The sequence below is a fragment of the Agrobacterium sp. YIC 4121 genome (genome assembly GCF_002008205.1).
GTDB lineage: Bacteria > Pseudomonadota > Alphaproteobacteria > Rhizobiales > Rhizobiaceae > Agrobacterium > Agrobacterium leguminum.
This window is the reverse complement of record NZ_MRDI01000014.1, coordinates 55,816-73,766: the sequence shown is the minus strand read 5'-3', so window position 1 is coordinate 73,766 and position 17,951 is coordinate 55,816. Positions and strand designations below refer to the sequence as shown.

General features: G+C 61.2%; 15 protein-coding genes. 9 read left to right on the top strand and 6 right to left on the bottom strand.

Translation table 11 applies throughout. The features are described from left to right. Window positions 1-304: 304 nt before the first annotated feature. From murI to BTE54_RS13420, 3 genes are all read right to left on the bottom strand, one after another. On the bottom strand, window positions 305-1,126 hold the full coding sequence (murI, locus tag BTE54_RS13430; RefSeq protein ID WP_078052768.1) for a glutamate racemase: 822 nt from the start codon (window positions 1,124-1,126) through the stop codon (window positions 305-307). Next, the gene (locus BTE54_RS13425; protein WP_078052767.1) at window positions 1,110-1,943 is read right to left on the bottom strand and encodes an RNA methyltransferase; all 834 of its coding nucleotides are present in this window, start codon (window positions 1,941-1,943) and stop codon (window positions 1,110-1,112) included. Before BTE54_RS13425 ends, murI begins: the two co-directional genes overlap by 17 nt. Window positions 1,944-2,081: 138 nt before the next feature. Continuing rightward, complete coding sequence (locus tag BTE54_RS13420) at window positions 2,082-2,615, bottom strand: hypothetical protein (RefSeq protein WP_198939140.1); 534 nt, start codon at window positions 2,613-2,615, stop codon at window positions 2,082-2,084. Window positions 2,616-2,830: 215 nt separating this feature from the next. Here BTE54_RS13420 and BTE54_RS13415 point away from each other — a divergent pair, with 215 nt between their 5' ends. Together BTE54_RS13415 and BTE54_RS13410 are read left to right on the top strand one after the other, a co-directional pair. Then, window positions 2,831-4,045 (top strand): NADP-dependent isocitrate dehydrogenase, encoded by a 1,215-nt coding sequence (locus tag BTE54_RS13415; RefSeq protein ID WP_035210117.1) that lies wholly within the window; start codon window positions 2,831-2,833, stop codon window positions 4,043-4,045. A 317-nt stretch (window positions 4,046-4,362) separates the two neighbouring features. Further along, complete coding sequence (locus BTE54_RS13410) at window positions 4,363-4,989, top strand: glutathione S-transferase family protein (protein WP_065655929.1); 627 nt, start codon at window positions 4,363-4,365, stop codon at window positions 4,987-4,989. A 96-nt stretch (window positions 4,990-5,085) separates the two neighbouring features. Here the strand turns inward: BTE54_RS13410 and alaS are convergent, their stop codons facing one another. Both alaS and recA read right to left on the bottom strand, forming a co-directional pair. After that, a complete protein-coding gene (gene alaS / locus BTE54_RS13405; protein ID WP_078052766.1) occupies window positions 5,086-7,749 on the bottom strand; it encodes an alanine--tRNA ligase in 2,664 nt (887 codons plus the stop codon). Between the two features lie 231 nt (window positions 7,750-7,980). Further along, window positions 7,981-9,072 (bottom strand): recombinase RecA, encoded by a 1,092-nt coding sequence (gene recA, locus BTE54_RS13400; protein ID WP_078052765.1) that lies wholly within the window; start codon window positions 9,070-9,072, stop codon window positions 7,981-7,983. 246 nt (window positions 9,073-9,318) lie between these two features. Between recA and BTE54_RS13395 the strand changes: the two genes are divergently transcribed. After that, on the top strand, window positions 9,319-10,260 hold the full coding sequence (locus BTE54_RS13395) for a carbohydrate kinase family protein (protein WP_065655926.1): 942 nt from the start codon (window positions 9,319-9,321) through the stop codon (window positions 10,258-10,260). Between the two features lie 29 nt (window positions 10,261-10,289). Continuing rightward, window positions 10,290-11,213, top strand: a complete 924-nt coding sequence (locus BTE54_RS13390) for a pseudouridine-5'-phosphate glycosidase (RefSeq protein WP_065655925.1) — start codon at window positions 10,290-10,292, stop codon at window positions 11,211-11,213. Between the two features lie 287 nt (window positions 11,214-11,500). Here BTE54_RS13390 and BTE54_RS13385 read toward each other — a convergent pair whose 3' ends face one another. Then, window positions 11,501-13,753 (bottom strand): OmpA family protein, encoded by a 2,253-nt coding sequence (locus BTE54_RS13385; RefSeq protein WP_078052764.1) that lies wholly within the window; start codon window positions 13,751-13,753, stop codon window positions 11,501-11,503. A 336-nt stretch (window positions 13,754-14,089) separates the two neighbouring features. Between BTE54_RS13385 and BTE54_RS13375 the strand changes: the two genes are divergently transcribed. From BTE54_RS13375 to BTE54_RS13355, 5 genes are all read left to right on the top strand, one after another. Beyond that, window positions 14,090-14,863, top strand: coding sequence for an ABC transporter substrate-binding protein (locus BTE54_RS13375; protein WP_065655922.1), 774 nt, complete (start codon window positions 14,090-14,092; stop codon window positions 14,861-14,863). Window positions 14,864-14,975: 112 nt separating this feature from the next. Continuing rightward, a complete protein-coding gene (locus tag BTE54_RS13370; RefSeq protein WP_078052763.1) occupies window positions 14,976-15,779 on the top strand; it encodes an ABC transporter permease in 804 nt (267 codons plus the stop codon). Further along, complete coding sequence (locus BTE54_RS13365; RefSeq protein WP_078052762.1) at window positions 15,776-16,606, top strand: ABC transporter permease; 831 nt, start codon at window positions 15,776-15,778, stop codon at window positions 16,604-16,606. The genes BTE54_RS13370 and BTE54_RS13365 overlap by 4 nt, the downstream gene beginning before the upstream one ends. A 168-nt stretch (window positions 16,607-16,774) precedes the next feature. After that, window positions 16,775-17,041 carry an usg protein gene (locus BTE54_RS13360; RefSeq protein ID WP_003522173.1) on the top strand — a complete coding sequence of 89 codons (267 nt, stop codon included), beginning with the start codon at window positions 16,775-16,777 and terminating at the stop codon, window positions 17,039-17,041. An 84-nt stretch (window positions 17,042-17,125) separates the two neighbouring features. Continuing rightward, window positions 17,126-17,950: a class I SAM-dependent methyltransferase gene (locus BTE54_RS13355; RefSeq protein WP_065655920.1), complete on the top strand. Its 825-nt coding sequence runs from the start codon at window positions 17,126-17,128 to the stop codon at window positions 17,948-17,950. Window position 17,951 lies beyond the last annotated feature (1 nt).

The following is a 17,951-nucleotide window of genomic DNA, read 5'->3' as shown; positions in this document are numbered from 1 at the left end:
CAGCACTCATGCCACGCAAACGCGCAAGTCACATGTCGGACGAAGTGAAAATGCCAAACGGCAGGGAAATCAGGCCATAAGCCTTATCGGAGGGAGATGCCTCGCATCACATAACCGCCGATAAACATGCCGGAAAGGCCTGACATGCCGTTAAGGCGCATATTGATGTAATCGGTCATTCCACGCCTCCATTTATAGCGGTTACAGACAAGGTGCATCTTACACAAGAAATCCGGCGCGACAAGTGGTCGCAATCTCGAATTGCAAAAGACGGATAAAACAGATGCAAAAATACAACAGGCGCTCAGGCCGCCGAAACGCTGAGACCGAAACCCTGCATCAGCCGCCGGGTGGCGAAATCCGGCTTACCGGAGGTGAAGACGGCAAAATCGAAACCATCCGGATGCTCGGCATCCTGCGGCAGCGGCACAAGGTGGCGCGCGCGCCGCGCAATCGCCTCGGCGGGGTCAAGCCAATCCACCGGCCATGGCGCCAGCCTGCGAAACAGATTGGCCATGAAGGGGTAATGGGTGCAGGCAAGAACGACGATATCCGTGCGTTTTCCCTCGCTGTCGATGAAGCAGGGTTCGATTTCGGCAAGCACCGCCTCATCCGAGACCGGCTCGCCCCTGATCCAGCTTTCCGCCATGCGCGCCAGGTTTTCCGAACCGACGAGGCGGACATGACATTGGCTGGCGAAGGACTGGATGAGATCGCGCGTATAGGCGCGCTTGACGGTACCCGGTGTCGCCAGCACCGCAACGAGGCCCGAGCGGGTGCGCTCCGCCGCCGGCTTGATGGCGGGCACAGTGCCAACGAAGGTCATCTGCGGAAAGCGGGCGCGAAGATCCGCGCCAGCGAGCGTGAAGGCGGTGTTGCAGGCGATGATGCAGACTTCCGGGCTATAGTCGTCCAGCAGCTTGTCGAAGAGCGAAAGAATGCGCGCCTTCAGCGCTTCCTCCTCCCAGCCGCCATAGGGAAAACCCGCATCGTCGGCCACATAGATGAAGCCGCGCTCGGGCATCAGCACCCGCGCCTCGCGCAGCACGGTCAGCCCGCCAATGCCGGAATCGAACACCAGCACCGGTTTCAGCACATCGGCCGCCGCCTCACTCGTCTTCAGCATTCTCCCCTGCTCCCTCAACCGACGGCCCCGCTGCCCTTCCCGCCTGCTTCGGCCATTGCCGGGGAAAGCGGTCGAGCGAATTGATCACGCCACGGAAAACGCTGATTTCCTGCTCGGAAAACCCGCGTCGCGACAGCACGGCGCGCAGATTGTCGACCATTTTCGGCTTTTTTTCAGCGGGATGAAAATAACCCCGCGCATCCAGCGCTTCCTCGATATGTTCGAACAGGCCGAAAACCTGTTCCTTGGTCGAAGGACGCTGCTCGACGGACTGGAAAAGCGTCTCTCCCAGATCGTCCATGCCGGATTTCATCCATTCATAGGACATCAAAAGCACGGCCTGCGCGATATTGAGCGAGGCAAAAGCGGGATTGACCGGAAATGTCACGATCTCGTCGGCCAGCGCCACTTCCTCATTGGTCAGCCCCCAGCGCTCGCGGCCGAAGAGGATACCGGTCTTTTCGCCAGCCTTGAATTTTGCCCTGAGCGTATCGGCGGCGGTGACGGGCGCACGCACCGGCTTGAAACCGTAGCGCTCACGCGCGGTCGTGGCATAAACGAAGTTCAGGTCCTTGATCGCTTCTTCCAGCGTCTCGAATACCTTCGTGGCGTCAATGACGTGATCGGCCTTGGAGGCTGCGGCGCGCGCCTTCTCGCTCGGCCAGCCGTCACGCGGATTGACCAGACGCAATTCGGCCAGGCCGAAATTGGCCATGGCCCGCGCCACCATGCCGATATTTTCGCCGAGCTGCGGTTCGACGAGAATGATCGCCGGGCCTTCCGCCACAAGTTCGAGATCGCTGTTTGTGCCTGCCATCGTCTTTTGTCCGTGTGTTGAAGCGTCGCATCGATTTTCAGCCCGACGCGCTAAAGCGCGCTTCACTGGCACAGATCGGCGCCAAAATCAAAGCCGGCGCGGAGAAAGCCTGGCTCCACCCCGCTGGCAAGACACGCCTTATTGCTCCCCCTTGATGATATTCGCCATTTCTTCGCGCAGCGAATCCCTGCCCTCATCGCCAACCCGGTGAATATCGCTGATGACCGGGCGGCCGTTTTCCTCGACGACGTCGAAATGCACTTCGTCAACCGTCGCCTTCATCTCCGCCTCATCCATGCAGGCCCAGAGCTTGAACTTTGCGGTCACGTCTGTCACGCCGTCCTTCACCGCGCCCGGCGTCACGGAAACATCGGCCAGCGGGCAGCCATCCTGCGAGTTCGTCACGACATCGTAACCGAAGGGATCGCCGGTCTCGCCGCTTTCAGCCTCGTAAGCCGGCTTCTTGGAGGCTTCGCGATATTGCGCGACGAAATCCTTGCTGAAAAGGCTGGTCAGCATGTCCTCGTCGAAAACGTATTTCCAGTTTTCCGCCTCGCCCGACCAGTTCTTGACGGTGATATCCATCACCTTCTGGACTGGATCGGCAGGCCCGGCGGCGAGCGCGCTATGCGAAAAGAGGACGGCGGCAGTCAGAAGCAGAATATTCCGCATGATGTGATCCCGGGATAGGCCCGACAGGCGGGCGAAGCGATTCGCCTGACTGTATTCCGGCATTGTGGTTTGGCAATGCGCAAAGCGTTATTGCGCTGCGCCAAAAAAGCGCCCCCCATGGCTTTGCCTCAGGCGCGCGCGATGCTATAGCCGCACCGGATATTTTTCCGGATACCGGCGCCATCTGGCGCCACAGCTTCGAAGGTGAGGAATTCATGGCAAAGATCAAGGTAGCCAATCCGGTCGTCGATCTCGACGGCGACGAAATGACCCGTATCATCTGGCAGCTCATCAAGGACAAGCTGATCCTGCCATACCTCGATCTCGACATCGAATATTACGACCTCTCGGTTGAAAACCGCGACGCCACCAACGACCAGGTCACGGTCGATGCGGCGCACGCCATCAAGAAGCATGGCGTCGGCATCAAGTGCGCGACCATCACCCCGGATGAGCAGCGCGTCGAGGAATTCGGCCTGAAGCAGATGTGGAAGAGCCCGAACGGCACGATCCGCAACATTCTGGGCGGCGTCATCTTCCGCGAGCCGATCATCTGCAAGAACGTTCCGCGCCTCGTTCCCGGCTGGACCAAGCCGATCGTCGTCGGCCGCCACGCTTTCGGCGACCAGTACAAGGCAACCGATTTCAAGTTCCCCGGCAAGGGCAAGCTGACCATCAAGTTCGTCGGTGAAGACGGCCAGGTCATCGAAAAGGACGTCTTCGACGCCCCGAGCGCCGGCGTGGCGCTTGCCATGTACAACCTCGACGAATCCATCCGCGAATTCGCCCGCGCCTCCATGAACTATGGCCTGATGCGCAAGTGGCCGGTTTACCTCTCCACGAAGAACACCATCCTCAAGGCCTATGACGGCCGCTTCAAGGATATCTTCGAAGAAGTCTACCAGACCGAATTCAAGAAGCAGTTCGACGAAATCGGCATCACCTACGAGCACCGCCTGATCGACGACATGGTCGCTTCCGCGCTGAAGTGGTCCGGCGGCTACATCTGGGCCTGCAAGAACTACGATGGCGACGTGCAGTCCGATACGGTTGCTCAGGGCTTTGGCTCGCTCGGCCTGATGACCTCGGTTCTCCTGTCTCCCGATGGTCGCACGGTCGAAGCCGAAGCCGCACACGGCACGGTCACGCGCCACTACCGCCAGCACCAGAAGGGTCAGGAAACCTCGACCAACTCGATCGCATCGATATTCGCCTGGACCCGTGGCCTCGCCCACCGCGCCAAGCTGGACGACAATGCGGAACTGGCAAAGTTCGCAGCAACGCTTGAAACCGTCTGCGTCGACACCGTCGAAAGCGGCTACATGACCAAGGATCTGGCGCTCCTCATCGGACCGGACCAGCCCTGGCTCTCCACCACCGCCTTCCTCGACAAGATCGACGAAAACCTCAAGAAGGCAATGGCGGCTTAAGCCGGCCTTCCCAGCGACTTCAAAACCCGGCCTCAGCGCCGGGTTTTCTTTTTTGTTCACAGTATCTTGATTAGCCGTTGTACTAGGCGCAGACTTCGATTCCGCGTGCTGCGGCCAGTACAACAATAAGACAAAGCTTAAACAGCATCTATTTGCACATAACTTGCCCGGCACAGTCAAACGTTCATCGGAGCATCGGCGCGATCTTAGGGAACACGCGAAGGATGTTGCGAACTTTAAAAATGCAAAGCGCAGGCGCGAAATCCGCATCGGTTTTCCCATGATGCTTCAACGATTTTGCTTGGGGAGGCAAAAGCATGAGTGAATTGATCTTCTACACCAACCCCATGTCGCGCGGACGCATCGCGCGATGGATGCTTGAGGAAGTGGGCGTTCCTTACAGAACGGAAATACTGGGCTTCGAGACCTCGATGAAATCGCCCGCCTACCGGCTGATAAATCCGATGGCGAAGGTGCCCGCCATCAAACACGGCGATACCATCGTTACCGAGGCGGCAGCGATCTGCGCCTATCTTGCCGATGCCTTTCCCGGTGCGAACCTTGCGCCCACACCCAAGGCGCGCGGGCTCTATTATCGCTGGATGTTCTTCGCCGCAGGCCCGCTGGAAATGGCAGCGAGCATGAAGGCGATGGGTTTCGAAGTGCCCAAGGAGAAGCTGCGCATGGCCGGCTGCGGCAGCTATGCGGATGTGATGAATACGCTTGAGCGGGCCGTCAGCGAAAACCGCTTCATCGCCGGCGATCTATTCACGGCGGCGGATGTCTATGTCGGCGCCCATGTCGGCTGGGGCCTGCATTTCGGCACCATCGAAAAACGCCCGGCCTTTCTCGATTACATGGCCCACCTCACCGACCGCCCGGCCTTCAAGCGGGCAGCACAACTAGATGAGGAAGCGGCAAAGGATTTGCAGGCGGCGGGCTGAAAGACGGGAAGACCTGCGCCAACCGTCCCTGCACCGGACGGCTTGAACCGAAAGCAAAAGGGCGGGTAAAACCCCGCCCTTTTCAAAATACACCGGCTAGGCCGCCAGGGCCGCTGCCACCGCTTCGATGGCATCCTGCGCCTTTGCGCCATCGGGACCACCCGCCTGCGCCATGTCAGGGCGACCGCCGCCGCCCTTGCCGCCAAGTGCGGCGGAAGCGGTGCGGACGATATCGACAGCGCTGAAACGGGCTGTCAGATCTTCGGTCACGGCAGCGACAGCGCTTGCCTTGCCGTCTTCGGAAACGGCGATCAACAGCACGACGCCCGAGCCGAGATTGGCCTTGGCCTCATCGGCAAGACCCTTGAGATCCTTGGCATCGATGCCGGACATGGATTTCGCCAGGAAGTTGACGCCCGCGACCTGCTTGACGTCGCTTGCGCCGGCATCCGCCGAACCGCCACCCATGGCAAGCTTCCGGCGGGCATCGGCAAGTTCGCGCTCCAGCTTCTTGCGCTCATCGAGCAGACCTTCGACACGCGACAGTACATCGCCCGGCTGCACCTTCAGCGAAGAAGCGAGCGCCTTCACCCGCTCATCCTGTTCGGCCAGATATGCAAGCGCGCCCTGCCCGGTCACGGCTTCGAGACGGCGCACGCCCGCACCGACGGCGCTTTCGCCGAGAATGCGAATGAGGCCGATCTGGCCGGTGGCCGCCACATGCGTGCCGCCGCAAAGCTCGACGGAATAGGGACGGTTGGCTTTTGCGCCATGCAGGCCGGTGCCCATGGAGACAACGCGAACTTCGTCACCGTATTTTTCACCGAACAGCGCCATGGCGCCCTCGGCAATGGCGTCGTCGACGCTCATCAGGCGGGTGACAACCGGCGAGTTCTGCAGCACGATTTCGTTCGCCATCTCTTCGACGACCTTCAGCTCCTCGGCCGACATCGGCTTCGGATGCGAAACGTCGAAGCGCAGGCGCTCGGGCGCAACCAGCGAACCCTTTTGAGCAACGTGTGTGCCGAGCACTTCGCGCAGCGCCTCGTGCAACAGGTGGGTGGCGGAATGGTTGGCGCGCAGACGCGAGCGGCGGTCATGATCGACCGTCAGCTGAACGGCATCGCCAACTTTCAGACCGCCCTTGGAGACCGTGCCCAAATGCACAAAGAGGCCTTCGCCCTTCTTCTGAGTATCGGAAACGGCAAAGGCGCCATTGTCGCCGGAAATCACGCCGGTATCGCCCATCTGGCCGCCGGACTCGCCATAAAACGGCGTCTGGTTGACGACGACCTGCACCGTCTCGCCATCGGCAGCGCTATCCACCGACTTGCCGTCCTTGACGATCGCCAGGATGACGCCTTCGGCGGTTTCCGTGTCGTAACCAAGGAACTCGGTCGCGCCGAGCTTTTCCTTGAGCTCGAACCAGATCGTCTCGGTCGCCTTGTCACCGGAACCGGCCCAGTGCGAGCGGGCTTCGGCCTTCTGGCGCTCCATCGCGTCGGTGAAACCGGAAATATCGACACCGATTTCGCGGGCGCGCAGCGCATCCTGCGTCAGGTCCAGCGGGAAGCCATAGGTGTCGTAAAGCTTGAAGGCGGTCTCGCCATCCAGCATGTCGCCCTTGTGAAGTGTCGAAGTGGCATCGGAAAGCAGCGACAGGCCGCGTTCCAGCGTCTTGCGGAAACGGGTTTCCTCAAGCTTCAGCGTCTCGGAAATCAGCGCCTCGGCACGGACCAGTTCCGGATAGGCGCGGCCCATCTGCTGCACAAGCGCCGGCAAAAGCTTGTAGATCAGCGGCTCGCGCGCGCCGAGAAGCTCGGCGTGGCGCATGGCGCGGCGCATGATGCGGCGCAGAACATAACCGCGACCTTCGTTCGACGGCAGGACGCCATCGGCGATCAGGAAGGCGGACGAACGCAGATGGTCAGCGATGACGCGGTGGCTGGCGCGCTTTTCGCCTTCGGCCGGAACGCCGGTCGCTTCCACGGAAGCGGAAATCAGCGCGCGGAACAGGTCCGTATCGTAATTGTCATGCTTGCCCTGCAGCAGCGCCGAAATACGCTCAAGACCCATGCCGGTGTCGATCGACGGGCGCGGCAGGTCGATGCGCTCTTCCTTCGTCAGCTGCTCATATTGCATGAAGACGAGGTTCCAGATTTCGATGAAGCGGTCGCCATCTTCTTCCGGCGAGCCGGGCGGTCCGCCCCAGATATGATCGCCATGATCGTAGAAGATTTCCGAACAGGGGCCGCAGGGGCCGGTATCACCCATCGCCCAGAAATTGTCGCTGGTCGGGATGCGGATGATACGGTCGTCAGAGAAACCGGCGATCTTCTTCCAGAGGTTAAAGGCCTCGTCGTCGGTGTGGTAGACGGTGACCATCAGGCGGTTGCGGTCGATGCCGAATTCCTTGGTGATCAGGTTCCAGGCATGGGTGATCGCCTCTTCCTTGAAATAATCGCCGAAGGAGAAATTACCGAGCATTTCGAAAAACGTGTGGTGGCGGGCGGTATAACCGACATTGTCGAGGTCGTTATGCTTGCCGCCGGCGCGCACGCATTTCTGCGCCGAAGCGGCCGTGGAATAGGGACGGCTTTCAAGACCGGTGAAGACGTTCTTGAACTGCACCATGCCGGCATTGGTGAACATAAGTGTGGGATCGTTGCGCGGCACCAGCGGACTGGAGGGCACGATCTCGTGTCCGTTCTTCTTGAAGTAGTCGAGAAAGGTCGACCGAATTTCATTCACACCGCTCATGCCCACACACCGCTCACAGCTGGAGTCCATCACTTCCACCCCGAAGGATGGCTATATTGCAAAATCACTGGCTTTTATCGTCCGCACCCGGCCCTGTCCAGCCATGGAGGCGAAGCAAGACATATAGGCAAATAAAAAGGGCCACGCGAAGAAAAATCGCACGACCCTTTTTGATCTATACCAGTTCGGCAAAGTCTGCGGGCGGCAATGCCCGAGCCTTCACGGAAGGTGTCAGCCTTCGTCGGAGCCGTCGTCGCCTTCGCCGGCGTCCGGCCCGCCATTCTGCAGGAAGCGGTCGGCGATCAGGCCGGCATTCTGGCGCAGCGCCAGTTCGATCTCATTGGCCGTTTCCGGATTGTCGCGCAGGAACATCTTGGCGTTTTCACGCCCCTGCCCCAGACGCTGGCTGTTATAGGAGAACCATGCACCCGACTTCTCGACAATGCCGGCCTTAACGCCGAGATCGACAAGCTCGCCGGTCTTGGAAACGCCTTCGCCATACATGATGTCGAATTCCACCTGCTTGAAGGGCGGCGCCATCTTGTTCTTGACGACCTTGACGCGCGTCTGGTTGCCGACAACCTCTTCGCGCTCCTTGACGGAGCCGATGCGGCGAATGTCAAGACGAACGGACGCATAGAACTTCAGAGCGTTACCGCCCGTCGTCGTTTCCGGCGAACCGAACATGACGCCGATCTTCATGCGGATCTGGTTGATGAAGATCACCATGCACTTCGACTTGGAGATCGACGCGGTCAGCTTGCGCAGCGCCTGGCTCATCAGACGGGCCTGAAGACCCGGCAGGCTGTCGCCCATCTCGCCTTCAATTTCCGCCCGCGGCGTCAGCGCCGCAACGGAGTCGACGACCAGCACGTCGACCGCGCCGGAACGCACCAGCGTATCGGTAATTTCCAGCGCCTGTTCGCCCGTGTCGGGCTGCGAGATCAGAAGGCCCTGCAAATCCACACCGAGCTTGCGGGCATAGACCGGATCGAGCGCATGTTCGGCGTCCACGAAGGCGCAGATGCCGCCCTTCTTCTGGGCTTCGGCAATGGTCTGCAATGCCAGCGTCGTCTTGCCCGAGCTTTCCGGGCCATAAATTTCAATGATGCGCCCCTTCGGCAGACCGCCAATGCCGAGCGCGATATCCAGGCTGAGCGAACCCGTCGAAACGGTCTCCACTTCAACCACGTTTTCATTGGAACCGAGCTTCATGATCGATCCCTTGCCGAACGACCGTTCGATCTGGGAGAGCGCCGCTTCCAGTGCCTTGCTTTTATCCACCGATTTATCCTCTACGAGACGCAAAGAATTTTGTGCCATCCGAACCACCTTTAGGTTATTGAAGCCGCACAGGCAATGAAGCAGTATGGAAACGTTATGTACTCTATTTGTTCTCATTTCGCAAGGCTGAGCCAGCATATTGAAAACAAATAGCGATAAGTCGTTTGTTCTGCTTTCGTTTTTCCGTGCCCGGCCCATGGCCGCAAACCGGATGCGAGGTCAGGAAGACGTCACTTTAGGCCGAATCGTTCGGTCTTTCCATCCGCCAAAGAGGGAAACGCAAGCGTGAAGAAAATACTCGTTCTGGGCGGCGCGCATATCGACAGGCGCGGCATGATCGAGACTGAGACGGCGCCCGGCGCGAGCAACCCTGGCTCCTGGATGGAAGAGGCCGGCGGCGGCGGTTTCAACGCCGCGCGCAATCTTTCCCGCCTCGGTTTTCAGGTCCGCATCATCGCCCCGCGCGGCGGCGACGTCACCGGTGAGGCGGTGGCGGAGGCCGCACGGCAGGCGGGCGTGGAAGACACGCCCTTCACATTCCTCGACCGCCGCACGCCTAGCTACACCGCCATTCTGGAGCGCGACGGCAATCTGGTCATCGCGCTGGCCGATATGGACCTCTACAAGCTCTTCACCCCGCGCCGCCTCAAGATACGCGCCGTGCGCGAGGCGATCACGGCGAGCGACATCCTGCTCTGCGACGCCAATCTGCCGGAAGACACGCTGACGGCGCTCGGCCTCGTCGCCCGCGCCTGCGAAAAGCCGCTGGCGGCCATCGCCATATCCCCCGCCAAGGCGGTGAAGCTGAAAGCGGTGCTGGGCGATATAGACATTCTCTTCATGAACGAGGCGGAAGCCCGCGCGCTCACCGGCGAAACGACGGCCAATGTCCGCGACTGGCCCGACATCCTGCGCAAGGCCGGGCTTGCCGGCGGCGTCGTCACCCACGGCGCGAGCGAGGTGGTGGCCTTCAGCAGGACGGAGACGGCGATCCTCCATCCGCCCCTCATCCGCGAGGTGAAGGACGTGACCGGCGCGGGCGACGCGATGGCGTCGGGTTATCTCGCCGCCATCGCCGAGGGAAAGACGATTGCGGAAGCGTTGAGGCAAGGCGCGGCGGCAGCGGCCATCACCGTGCAATCGCCCTTCGCCACCTCCCACGAACTATCAAAAGACAGTGTCGAAGCCATGTTGGGGCTTGTTCCCCGGGCTGAAATGCTGGCATGAACCCGCTTTTAAAAACTGGAACAGATGAAATGACCCGCCCTATCTCCCCGCTCCTGCCCATCGTCTATTCTCAGGAAGTCGCCGCCGCCAAGCAGCGCGGTGCGCCGATCGTGGCGCTTGAATCGACCATCATCACCCACGGCATGCCCTATCCCGGCAATATCGAGATGGCGGAAAGCGTCGAACAGATCATCCGCGATCAGGGTGCGGTTCCGGCCACCATCGCGGTCATTCACGGCACCCTGCATATCGGCCTTGAGAAGGACCAGCTCGAGGCGCTGGCCCAGACCACCGACGCCATGAAGGTCTCGCGCGCCGATATCGCCTTTGCTATCGCCGAACGCCGCACCGGCGCCACCACGGTGGCCGCCACCATGATCGCCGCCGCCCGGGCCGGCATCCGCGTTTTCGCCACCGGCGGCATCGGCGGCGTGCACAAGGGCGCTGAAGAGACATTCGACATCTCCGCCGATCTGACCGAGCTTGCGAAGACCGGCGTGATCGTCGTTTGCGCCGGCGCCAAGGCCATTCTCGATATTCCGAAGACGCTCGAGGTTCTCGAAACCAACGGCGTGCCGGTCGTCACTTTCGGCTCGGAAGAATTCCCGGCTTTCTGGTCGCGCTCCTCCGGCCTGCCGAGCCCGCTCTCGCTCAACAGCCCGGCGGCAATCGCCAATTTCCAGACAACCCGCGAACAGCTCGGCATCGATGGCGGCATGCTGGTGGCCAATCCCGTACCGGAAGAGGACGAAATTCCACGCGAGGAAATGGAAATCTACATCAACCGCGCCATCTCCCACGCCGAGCGCGACGATATCACCGGCAAGGAAGTCACCCCCTACCTGCTCGGCGACATCTTCCGCCTGACGGATGGCCGTAGCCTGGAAACCAATATCGCGCTGGTGCGCAACAATGCGCAGCTGGCAGCGGAGATTGCGGTGGCGCTGAATTAACCGCCGGGTTTGGGATTATCCTCAAGTTTGCAAGTGACGGCAGGGTTCGAAAACCTCTCCTCCGTCATGCCGGACTAGATCCGGCATCCAGCCACGGCGCGTCTGCGCCGTGAAAGAGTCTTTCGTGATCAAGGACTTGATCACGCTGGACCCCGGATCTGGTCCGGGGTGACAGATTGCGGATGATCAAGCTTTGCCAAACGCCTCGGCGCTGGGGACATCGTAAGCAACAAAAAAGGCCCGGAGAGCTTGCGCTTCCGGGCCTTTGTTTTTCCTGTCGAACCCGATCAGTTCTGGGCGACCGGCTTCACCAGTGGCGTCACGCGGCGGATGGTGACGCGGCGGTTCTGCTGTTCCGGGCCGAGCGTCTGGACCTTCAGATAACGCTCACCATAACCTTGCGTCGCGAGGTTTTCCGGCGGAATGCCGTAAACATCGGTCAAGACGTTGGCGACGGAAGCGGCGCGCTCGTCGGAAAGCACGAGGTTGCTTTCATCCGAACCGACGGCGTCGGTATGACCTTCGATCAGGAAGGTTTCACCCGGGTTCTTGTCCAGCGCCTTGTTGATCGCATCCGCCACCTTGCGCAGCGAACGGGCCTGCGTCATCGGGATTTCGGCGCTGCCGGTGGCGAAGGTGATGGTATCGAGGTCGATACGGCGCACCTTGTCGCGGATACGGGCCGAATAACGCACTTCATCCAGCGAATAGACACGCTCCACCGGCTCGACCGGCGGCTGCTCCAGGAAGCGATAATAATCGCGGTCCGGATCGCTCGAGGTGTCGATGATGTAGTCCGTCACGGGAATGCGCAGGCGCATCGGCGGCAGGTCGAGGCCCGGATCGCGATAGACGTAGTCGCGGTCGGGATCTTCCATCAGCTCCGGTGCATAGAACAGCACATATTCGCGGCCGCGATCGTCGATGCGCGAGCGCTGGATCACGTCGCCATAACGGTTGCGGATCGTCACCACCTGCGTTCCGTCACGACGCTCCACGGTTTCGCGGACACGGCCGCCGGGCAGACGCTCGTAGTAGGGCTCGCCGCCATCGCGGATGAAGCGCTGGTTGTCGTCGCCGCGCACCACGACACGGTCGCCGAATTGCAGGATGATCGGCGCATCGCGGTCACGGTCACGCGGGCGGCCTTCGCGCGGCTGCCATTCGCGCACGCCTTCCGGCCGCTCATATTGCGGGCGGCGGTCGACACGCTCGCCCTGCTGCGAGGTGATGGCTTCCATCTTGACGGGCGGCGGCGGGGCCTTGCCTTCGGCGGCGCCGGCGCGCTGCGCTTCGGCGTCGGAGGTCGGGACCTTCACGTCACCCGCCTGCTCGCGTTCGCGACGGCGTTCCTCGCGGGTCTGGCGGTTGCCGGAGCGTTCCACTTCCTTGTCGCTGTCAAGAACGGCGGCGCCCTTGTCGACCGGCAGAATGACGGTATCGGCGGTCTTGGACGGGTCCTTGGCGATTGCCTTGGCCTTATCCAGCTCTTCCTTCGTCATCGGCGGCGCTTCCGTCTGCGGAACAGCAACCTGATTGGGAACGGGTTCACCGGCCGGCGCCTGTCCGGTTGTCGTACCGCTCGGCGGCGGCGTTGGCGCGCCTGGCAGCGGGGCTGCGGGTTCGGTTCTGCCCTGGCCCTCTACCGGCGGCTGTTCCGAGGGCTGACGACCCGGTGCGGGGTTTGGCTGGGCTTCAGGTGCCGGCGGACGCGCGGGCGTCGGCGCTTCGGTCGGAACCGGTGCTTCCTTCGCGGCAGGCTCGGGGGCGGCCGGCTTTTTCTCCGGAACGGCTTTTTCGGCCGGTTCGGCTTTCTGTTCCGGAGCCTTTTCCTCTACCGGTGGCTTTTTGGCGGGTGCCGGTTCGCGGGGCTTGGCCGGCTCACCGGCATTTTCAGGGCGTGCTGCGGGCTCCTGTTCGGCAGCAGGTTCCTTCGCGCGCTCCTTGCGGGGACGCTGCTCGCCCTCACCTGCGGGCTGCTCGGCCCGTTCCGGCTTGCGCGGACGTTCCTTCGGCTGCTCTTCGGCCGGTGCGGCTTCGGGTGCGGCCTCGCGCTGGCGTGCGGGGCGCTGTTCGCCCTCGCCCTGCGGCTCCTGCGCGCGTTCGGGTTTGCGGGGACGCTCCTGCGGCTGCTCGGCCGGCGCGGGCTCCGGGCGGGCCTCACGCTGCGGTTCCCGCTGGGGTTCGGGCTGCGGCTCCCGTTGCGGCTCAGGGCGCGGTTCGGCAGGCGCGGCTTCGCGCTTGGGCTCCGGTTCGCGCTGCGGCTCCGGCGCACGCTCCTGTCGTTGGGGCTCGGCCTGCGGCTGCTCCTCTTCGGCCTGCTTGCGACGCTTGCGCAGTTCCTCTTCCGGGTTCGGTTCTTCCGGCTGCGCCTGCGCCAGAATCACCTGACCGGTCGCAGCATCGCCGGGAAGCCCCTGCGACACGGGCGTCTGCGCCCGCGCAGCACCGGCAAAACCGGCCGCGGCCGGCTCCACCGCAATCGCCAGCGACATGAGGGGGAAAACCACCCCCGTCAGCAATGTGTTCTTCTTCAGCATCGGTGTTTCCTCATCTGCCATTATTGGTCGCCAGTCTTGCGACATCTTGATTCCGGCTGCGCGTGCAGGCGCTGGTCAACGCCTCGCACACACTTCGGTTCCCATGATGGACAAAGCCTTCTGTACCGGAAATGAACAGATCAAGGCGTTTTCGTGGAAGCTCTGCGGCACAATCGCGGTCACTAATATTGCAGTTGCATTTTTTGACCAACCGGATGAATAATCGCATCCGCGCTGAAGGCCACAGGCGGTATCATCCGCTGCGCCCTGCGCTCATGGCGTCCGCACTGAAAACAACAACAGACCGCGGATGAACGACCAAAAGAGAGGATCGAAATGCCTATTTCCACCCGTCTGCTCGCAGCCGTATCGATTGCCGCCATCTCGCTGTTTTCAGGTGCTGCCCTCGCGCAGGACAAGATCGTCATCGGCACCGAAGGCGCCTATCCGCCCTTCAACAATCTCGAAGCCGACGGCACGCTGACCGGCTTCGACATCGACATCGCCAAGGCGCTGTGCGAACAAATGAAGGCCGAATGCACCTTCGTCACCAATGACTGGGACGGCATCATCCCCGCCCTTCAGGCCAAGAAGTTCGACGCCATCATCGCGTCCATGTCGATCACGCCCGAGCGTCTCGAGAAGGTCGACTTCTCCAAGAAATATTACAACACCCCGCCGGCCATCGCCGTGCCGAAGGATTCGCCGATCAAGTCCGTCGACGATCTGAAGGGCAAGTCGCTCGGCGCGCAGGGTTCCACCACCCACTCCAACTATGCCGAAAAGCATTTCCCCGATGCCGACGTGAAGATGTATCCGACCGCCGACGAATATAAGCTCGACATCGCCAATGGCCGTATCGACGCCGTCATCGACGATATCGTCGTGCTGTCGGAATGGCTGAAGACGGATGCGGGCGCCTGCTGCAAGATCCTGACGCCGCTCAAGGTCGATCCCGAGATCAACGGCAATGGCGCAGGCATTGCTGTGCGCAAGGGCGACACGGCGCTGGCTGACAAGTTTACGGCCGCAATCGCCGGTATCCGCGCCAGCGGCAAGTATCAGGAGATCAACAAAAAATACTTCGATTTCGACGTTTACGGCGATTAAGCCGGTTCGATCTGTTGAAATCTCGTGGCGGAAGGCTTGCCCTTCCGCCATTTTTGTTTGAAAACGTCACGATAACAATCACGGCGGCTTAAGACCGCAGGGGAAAATTGGCATGAGCGGAGCATTTTCCGCCATAGGTGCGTTCTGGACCTATGTCTCGACACTTCTCGATCCCTTCTGCGGGCCGGTCGGTCTCTTCTCGCTTTTCGGAAACAGCACCCTGGTCGCCTGTGGCGATGCGGGATGGGGCGATGAAATCGCCTTCGGCGTCAAGGTCACCATCTCGCTGGCGCTCGCCACCCTGCCCGTCGGGCTGCTGATCGGTTTTCTCATCGCGCTCGCCGCGCAATCGGAAGAAAAATCGCTGCGGCTGGCGACCGGCATCTACACCACCATCTTCCGCGGCCTGCCGGAACTCCTGACGCTCTTCATCGTCTATTACGGCATCCAGATGCTGCTGCAATCGGTGGCCGGTTATGTCGGCATCACCGGTCCGGTCGAGATCAACGCCTTCGTGGCGGGCATGGTGGCGCTGTCCGTGGTGTTTTCGTCCTATGCGTCCGAAGTGCTGCTGTCCGCCTTCAAGGCCATACCGAAGGGGCAATATGAGGCGGGTGCGGCACTGGGGCTTTCGCGGGGCCGCACCATGGTGCTCATCATCATTCCGCAGCTGGTCAGGATCGCCCTTCCCGGCATGACCAATCTCTGGGTCATCCTGCTGAAAGACACCTCTTACGTCTCGATCATCGGCCTTGCCGATATCGTTCGCCAGACCGGCATTGCCGCCCGCGTCAGCAAGGAAGCCTTCTTCTTCTACAGCATCGCCTGCCTGCTCTACCTCATCCTCGCGCTGCTTTCCTCCATCGGCATCGGCTTCATCGATCGCTGGTCGCGCAAGTCGGAGGTAAGCCGATGAGCCATATTCAGGAACTCATTCCCCCCCGCCCCGCCCCGGCCGTTGCGGACAAGCCGCTCAATATTTCGCGCATCGTCGGCGTCGCCGTCATCACACTCTGGCTGCTGCTCGCCGCCGGGCTGATCTTCGCCATGATCGAGGGCTGGGACTGGGACAAATTCCAGCGTTACGGGCCGCGCTATATCGATGGTCTCATCACCACCATCACCCTCGTCGGCAGCTCGATCATTCTCGGCGCCATTCTTTCCGTGCCGATCGCCTTCGGCCGCATGTCGGAAAACCGCATCATCGGCGCGCTGGCCTATGCCTATGTCTACGTCTTCCGCAGCACGCCGCTTTTGGCGCAGCTTTTCCTGATCTATTACGGCCTCGGCAGTTTCCGCCAGGGGCTGGAAACCGCCGGCCTGTGGTGGTTCTTCCGCGAGGCCTGGTATTGCGGCCTGTTGTCGCTCACCCTCAACACCGCCGCCTATCAGGCCGAAATCCTGCGCGGCGCGATCCGCAGCGTGCCGCGCGGCCAGCATGAGGGCGCCGCCTCGCTCGGCCTGTCGAAACTCGTCACTTTCCGCAAGATCATCCTGCCGCAGGCGCTGATCGTGGCGCTGCGTCCCTATGGCAACGAAATCATCCTGATGATCAAGGGTTCCGCGGTGGTCTCTATCGTCACCGTCTTCGACCTTATGGGCCAGACCCGCTACGCCTTTTCCCGCACCTTCGATTATCAGGCCTATCTGTGGGCCGCGATCTTCTACCTGACGATCGTCGAAACGCTGCGGCATGTCTGGGCATGGCTGGAAGCCCGCCTGACCCGGCATCTCAAGCGCTAGTCGCAACGTTGGCAGCACTCATCAATGAAGGCTGCCAACATTTTGAAAAATATAAATATTTTGTGACAAGCCATGTCTTTGGCAAGCTTGGATTAACCATGACGTGTTCCCATATTCGATACAGCGGTAACGCTGTGATCGGCAATCATGGAAACGGGAACCGCCGTCATGAACAAGGACATGGAAATGATGCTGAGAGGCTACGGCCTCACCACCGCCCAGATATTTTATCGCCTGCCGGATCATCCGCTGGTTCTCCAGACCTATGTCTGGCAGGATTATGATCTTGCCCCGGACTTCCCTGAGATGCATGGCTTCCTCAAATTCTGGAAGGAAAAGCTCGACGGACCGCTGCATTCCGTCCGCTACGTGCACCGGCAGGTAATCTCGGCGCAGGAATGGCGCGCGCTCAAGGGGGAGTTCATCATCCACTGAGCCATCGCGCCACATAAATATTGCGCCCGTCCCCGATGCAGCTTACAGCAAACCTCAACTGAAGATGCTGACGGATAAGGCGCGATGACCAAGAACCAGAAAATCGACGAAGAGGCGCTTGCCGAGGCCTATAACCGCGCGCTCGCGCTTGAAAAAGCCGGCGATGTGGACGCGGCGGTGAAGGCCTATGAAGAAGTTCTGGCCATCGATCCCGACGATCACGGTGGAGCGGCCGTTCGCATCGCCGCCATGGGCCGGGGCGAAACCCCGCCAAAGGCGCCCGACGCCTATGTCGAAACCCTGTTCGACCAGCATGCCGAAGCTTTCGAGGATATTCTTGTCGAACAGCTCGGTTATGCCGTGCCGATGATGGTGCGCCAGCGGCTGCAGACGCTGAACCTCGGCCCCTTCAAGCGCCTGCTCGATCTCGGCTGCGGCACAGGCCTCACCGGTGAAGCGCTACGCGACATGGCCGACGATATCACCGGCATCGACATTTCCGAAAACATGGTCGAGATCGCCCATGAGAAGGACCTCTACGAGACGCTCTACGTCGCCGAAGCCGAGGATTTTCTCGAGGATAACGACGACGAGCCTTTCGACATCATCACCGCCACCGATGTGCTGCCCTATCTCGGCGCGCTGGAGCCGCTGTTTTTCGGCGCCGCCGAAAACCTCAATGCCGGCGGCCTGCTGATCTTCTCGTCGGAAACCCTGCCCGAAGAAACCCTGGCCGGACGCCCCTATATGGTCGGCCCGCACCAGCGTTTCGCCCATGCGGAAACCTATGTCCGCGAAAGACTGGCCGCGACCGGTTTCGAGGTTCTCGAGGTGACCGACATCAACGTGCGCATGCAGGACGGCAATCCGACACCCGGCCATCTGGTGATCGCCAAGCTAAAGGGCTGAT